We start from the raw sequence: 4,050 nt of genomic DNA, 5'->3' as shown, positions 1-4,050 counted from the left end.
GGGACCGGCGGGTGGTCGTCGGGGCCGCCGTGGTGGTCGAGGGGTGGCTGCTCGCCCAGCAGCGGTCCTATCCCGTCGAGGTGGCGGGCCGGTGGGAGCTGCCCGGCGGCCGGGTCGAGCACGGGGAGTCGGAGCCGGACGCGGTGCGCCGGGAGTGCGTCGAGGAGCTCGGCCTGGACGTCGTCGTCGGCGACCGGGTGGGTGACGACGTGCCACTGCCCGGCGGTGCGGTGTTGCGGATCTTCGCCGCGGCGCCGCGCGGGGACCACACGCCACCCGGGCCACGGGAACACCGCGCGCTGCGGTGGCTGACCGCGGCCGAGCTGGCCGATATCGACTGGCTGGATGCCGACCGGGTGCTGGTGCCGGCTCTGACGGCGCTCCTGGCTTTCTCGTGACCGCTTCCCCGTGACGCCCCGGCGCAGCGGCTCGCGCACTGTGCGGCGGCCGGAAGCGTCCTACCGTGGAGGTATGTATGTCGTTCTGTTGAGCTACACGGCGCCCCAGACCGAGATCGACTATCGGCTGCCCGAGCACACGGACTGGATCGCCCGGCAGTACGAGCACGGGCTGCTGCTGGCGTCGGGACGGCGACCGGGGCACCAGGGGGAGGTGCTGATCGCCCGACCGGTGTCGTTGGGCAAACTGGAGGCGACGGTGGCGACCGATCCACTCGTGCTCAACGAGCTCGTCGACCACGAGATCATCGAGTTCTCGGCCACCCGGACCGGTCCGGAACTGCGGGAGGTCAACGAGGCCGTGCCGCACTGAGCGGCCGTCCGGCGGCGGGGGCCCGAGCCGCCGGAACGAGCGTGTCCCGGCTCACAGTCGCGCCGCGGTTATGCTGGAGGGTGGCCGTGCGCCGGGATTCGTCCGGTTCCGTCGGCCGCCCGATTCTTCTGCACCCACCCAGGGAGCTTTCGCGTGCCCACAGCCGCTGCCCGAAAAGTCCGCACCGACCTGCGCAACCTCGCGATCGTCGCCCACGTCGACCACGGCAAGACGACCCTGGTGGACGCGATGCTGCAGCAGTCCGGCGCCTTCACCGAGCACGGTGACCCGGTCGATCGGGTCATGGACTCCGGTGACCTGGAGCGCGAGAAGGGCATCACGATCCTCGCGAAGAACACCGCGATCCGCCGCATGACCTCCGACGGCCCGGTGACGATCAACGTCATCGACACCCCCGGTCACGCGGACTTCGGCGGGGAGGTCGAGCGCGGCCTGGCGATGGTCGACGGCGTCGTGCTGCTGGTCGACTCCAGTGAGGGGCCGCTGCCGCAGACCCGGTTCGTCCTGCGCAAGGCGCTGGAGGCGAAGCTGCCGGTGGTCCTCGTGGTCAACAAGGTCGACCGCCCCGACGCCCGGATCGCCGAGGTCGTCGAGCACACCCACGACCTGTTGCTGGAACTGGCCGGGGACATCGAGGGCATGGACGACGAGGCCATGGAGGCCGTGCTGTCCATGCCGGTCGTCTACGCGGCCGCGCGCGACGGGAAGGCCAGTCTGCGGCAGCCCGAGGACGGGACCGTGCCCGACTCGCCCAACCTCGACCCGCTGTTCGACACCCTGTTCGAGACCGTCCCCGGCCCCACCGCCGACCCGGACGGGCCGTTGCGCGCACTGGTCACCAACCTCGACGCCTCCAGCTACCTCGGCCGGATCGCGCTGCTGCGCATACACTCCGGGCGGCTGCGCAAGGGGCAGACGGTGGCGTGGCTGCGGGAGGACGGCTCGGTGGAGTCCGTGCGCGTCTCCGAACTGCTGGTCACCGAGGCACTCACGCGCGTTCCCGCGCAGGAGGCCGCCGCGGGGGACCTGGTGGCCATCGCGGGCATTCCGGACATCACCATCGGGGACACCCTCGCCGACCCGGAGGATCCGGAGGCGCTGCCGCGGATCACCGTCGACGAGCCCGCCATCTCGATGACCTTCGGCGTGAACACCTCGCCGCTGGCGGGCCGCGGCGGCGGGGACAAGCTCACCGCGCGCCTGCTGAAGGGCAGGCTGGACGCCGAGCTGATCGGCAACGTCAGCGTCCGTGTCGTGCCCACCGAGCGGCCCGACGTCTGGGAGGTGCAGGGCCGCGGCGAACTCGCGCTGGCGGTGCTCGTGGAGACCATGCGCCGCGAGGGCTTCGAGCTGACCGTCGGCAAGCCGCAGGTGGTCACCCGCACCATCGACGGGACGGTGCACGAGCCGTTCGAGCGGCTCTACCTGGACGTGCCCGAGGAGAACCTCGGTGCCGTCACCCAGCTGCTGGCCGCCCGGAAGGGGCGGATGGAGCAGATGGACGGGCACGGGACCGGGCGGATCAAGCTCGAGTACGTGCTGCCCGCCCGTGGCCTGATCGGCTTCCGCACCGACTTCCTCACCGAGACCCGGGGCGCGGGCATCGCGAACCACATCTTCGAGGGCTACTTCCCGTGGGCGGGCGAGATCCGGATGCGCAACAGCGGCTCGCTGGTCGCCGACCGTTCCGGCGCGGTCACCACCTACGCGCTGCTCCAGCTCGCCGAACGGGGCACCTTCTTCGTCGAACCGGGCTCCGAGGTGTACGAGGGCATGGTCGTGGGGGAGAGCCCACGCGCGGAGGACCTCGACGTCAACATCACCAAGGAGAAGAAGCTGACCAACATGCGCTCCTCCACCGCCGACGAGCTGGAGCGGCTGGCCCGGCCGAAGGTGCTCAACCTGGAGGAGGCGCTGGAGTTCTGCTCCACCGACGAGTGCGTCGAGGTGGCGCCGAAGGTCGTCCGGGTGCGCAAGAACGTGCTCGACGTCAGCCAGCGGGCCAAGGAACGCTCCCGCGCGAAGAGCCGCGACCGGAACGCCTGACAGGCGGCTCACGCGCTCCTGAGACACTGGGACCACCGCCGGACGGTCCGTGCGTCGAGCCCGGCTGGGGGCCGGGCTCGACGATGCCGTGCGCCGGGTCGCCGGGACGCCGCGGCGCGGAGTGCCCGGAGGGACACGGACCGCACGGGACCGCACGGTGGGCCGCGACAGATGTCGACGAACAGGGAGGGGCGACGACGTGCGAGCGAAGGGTGTGCGGGCCGGAGGTCGGTGGGCCGCGCTCGCGGCCGGGCTGGCCGTCGTGCTCACCGCGTGCTCGAACACCCCGCCACCGCCGGTGGTGAGCAGCCCGGTGGCGCAGACCTCCGCTCCGGAACCCGGCGCCGACTCGCGGATCGTGGTGGGACTCGACCGGGTGGTCGGCGGGTACAACCCGCATCAGCTGGCCGACGTGTCCACCGTGACCTCGGCGTTGTCCGAACTGCTGTTGCCGTCGGTGTTCCGCACGGACGAGGACGGTGACCGGCAGCTCGACACGGACCTGATGACCTCCGCGAAGGTCACGGCTGAGGACCCGTTCACGGTCACCTACCGGATCCGGCCGGAGGCGTCGTGGTCCGACGGTGCCCCGATCGCGGTGGAGGACTTCGTCTACCTCACCGAGGCGATGAAGCATCAACCGGGTGTGGTCGACCCCGCCGGGTACCGGCTGATCTCGGACATCCGTCCGGGCGACGGCGGTAAACGTGTCGAGGTCGTCTTCGACGATCCCTACCCCGGGTGGAAGACCCTGTTCAACGATCTGCTGCCCGCCCATCTGCTCAAGGACGCGCCCGGCGGCTGGCGCGGCGCGCTCGCGGACAGCTTCCCCGCCTCCGGTGGGCCGTTCGCGATCAAGACGATCGACGCGGCCCGCGGGGAGATCGTGCTGGAGCGCAACGAGCGGTACTGGGAGAAGCCGGCCGCGGTCGACCGCCTCGTCCTGCACCGCTCGGAGGCCCAGGACATGGTCGGTGCGCTGCGCACAGGGCACGACCAGTTCGTGCTCACCGACGCGGGCGCCGACACCCGCGGGCTGCTGGCCGATCTCGGCGAGGACGTCACGCTGGACACCGTCGCCCGGCCGCGACTGGCCGAGGTGCTGCTCCGTCCGCTCGGGCCGGAGTTGGCCGACGACGACGTGCGCAAGGCCGTCGCGGCGCTGCTCGACCGGGACGCCCTGATCGAGGCCGGGACCGACGGCGGCGCGTC

4 protein-coding genes are annotated in these 4,050 nt (G+C 71.7%); all 4 read left to right on the top strand.

Annotated elements, in window-relative coordinates:
* Window positions 1–11: 11 nt before the first annotated feature.
* Window positions 12–398 carry an NUDIX domain-containing protein gene (locus SACHA_RS0101050; RefSeq protein ID WP_020628575.1) on the top strand — a complete coding sequence of 129 codons (387 nt, stop codon included), beginning with the start codon at window positions 12–14 and terminating at the stop codon, window positions 396–398.
* Between the two features lie 73 nt (window positions 399–471).
* Window positions 472–771, top strand: a complete 300-nt coding sequence (locus tag SACHA_RS0101045) for a YciI family protein (protein ID WP_019806500.1) — start codon at window positions 472–474, stop codon at window positions 769–771.
* A gap of 153 nt (window positions 772–924) precedes the next feature.
* Window positions 925–2,838, top strand: a complete 1,914-nt coding sequence (gene typA / locus SACHA_RS0101040) for a translational GTPase TypA (protein ID WP_019806499.1) — start codon at window positions 925–927, stop codon at window positions 2,836–2,838.
* 199 nt (window positions 2,839–3,037) lie between these two features.
* A partial coding sequence (locus SACHA_RS19650) for an ABC transporter substrate-binding protein (protein WP_232211785.1) occupies window positions 3,038–4,050 on the top strand: 1,013 nt, incomplete at its 3' end.

It is taken from the genome of Saccharomonospora halophila 8, from assembly GCF_000383775.1.
Classification (GTDB): Bacteria; Actinomycetota; Actinomycetes; order Mycobacteriales; family Pseudonocardiaceae; genus Saccharomonospora; species Saccharomonospora halophila.
The sequence above is the reverse complement of the archived record's forward strand: the minus strand, read 5'-3'. Positions and strand labels throughout refer to the sequence as shown.